Here is a 1,323-nt window from a genome sequence, read left to right as displayed (position 1 = left end):
GAATATACCTTTCAAAATAGAGTTACTCAAACCATCTAAATTGGGTTTTAGTAAGAGCTGGGTTGCTAAATTAGTAAAAAATGAATTTGAGTTTAATGGCGTGAAAATTCCATTTAATCATCCTGTGCAAACCGAGGCAGGTTTAATTCTGGTAACACCTCAAAACGTAACGACATATAAAAAATCTGAAATTTATGTTGATTTTTACGAAACGTCAGATATAGCACAGCATTACATTAGCAATTTAAATATTGATCCAGCAAGTAAAGATGCAACAGTTCTGATAATTACGCTGCAGGATGCAGTACCTCAAAGAGGTAAAGATGTTTTAAATACATTGGTGAATGTATATAATCAGGCTGCTATTGAAGACAAAAATCAAACAACATCTGCACAGCTTTCATTTATAAAAGAAAGGTTGGATGCAATTGCCTTAGAATTGAGCTCGGTTGAAAAAAATGTTCAAGATTATAAATCCTCTAATAATATAACAGACATTACGGCAGAATCTCAGATATTCTTGCAAACTGTTCAGGATAACGATGCGCAGCGTTCAAAGATCAATCTTGAGTTTGGTAGTATAAATAACTTAGAGAGTTATTTAAAGCAAAATAATAATGATCTAGCTCGTTTGCCTGCTATGATGGGAATAGATGATCCAACTTTGCTTGCTTTGGTACAACAACTTGGTGAAGCGCAGGTTAAAAAGCAAAGTTTATTGAGAACTATTCCTGAAACTAATCCAGTACTTAGTTCAATAAACGATCAGATCAAATCTTTAAGAGAAACGCTCTTACATACGGTAGAAAATGTTAAAAGCGGCCTGGAAATTTCAAAAAGCAAACTAGATATTCAAAGTAAGAAATATTTGTCTATAATAAAAAATGTTCCAACTAAGGAGCGCGGCTTACTCGATGTGATGAGACAACAAGATATCAAAAATAACTTATTCACTTATTTACTTCAAAAGCGTGAGGAGATGGCAATAACACTAGCCTCAACAGTTTCTGATAGCCGTACGATTGATATAGCAAAAGGCGGTTCAGTACCTATAAAACCAGTCAAAAAAGTAATTTATATTATTTTTTTCTTGGGTGGTGTATTATTGCCTATTTTAATAATTTATATAATTGAAGCTCTTAATTTTAGGGTTCAAAAGAAGTCTGACATTGAAAAATTAACAAAAACGCCAATCATTGCGGAGATTTCGCAATCTGATGATGCAAGCTCTTTGATAGTCGTTAATAAGCCACGGTCAAGGGTTGCTGAACAAATAAGGTCCTTTCGTACAAATTTGCAATTTATAAGTTATGATCAGATGCA

1 protein-coding gene is annotated in these 1,323 nt (G+C 33.3%); it reads left to right on the top strand.

What is annotated here, in order from left to right:
- Positions 1-1,323 (top strand): GumC family protein (locus tag AC1DQW_RS27650; RefSeq protein ID WP_477457013.1); only part of this gene is annotated, 1,323 nt, incomplete at both ends.

The organism is Mucilaginibacter sp. P5_A4, from assembly GCF_056400605.1.
The sequence above is the reverse complement of the archived record's forward strand: the minus strand, read 5'-3'. Positions and strand labels throughout refer to the sequence as shown.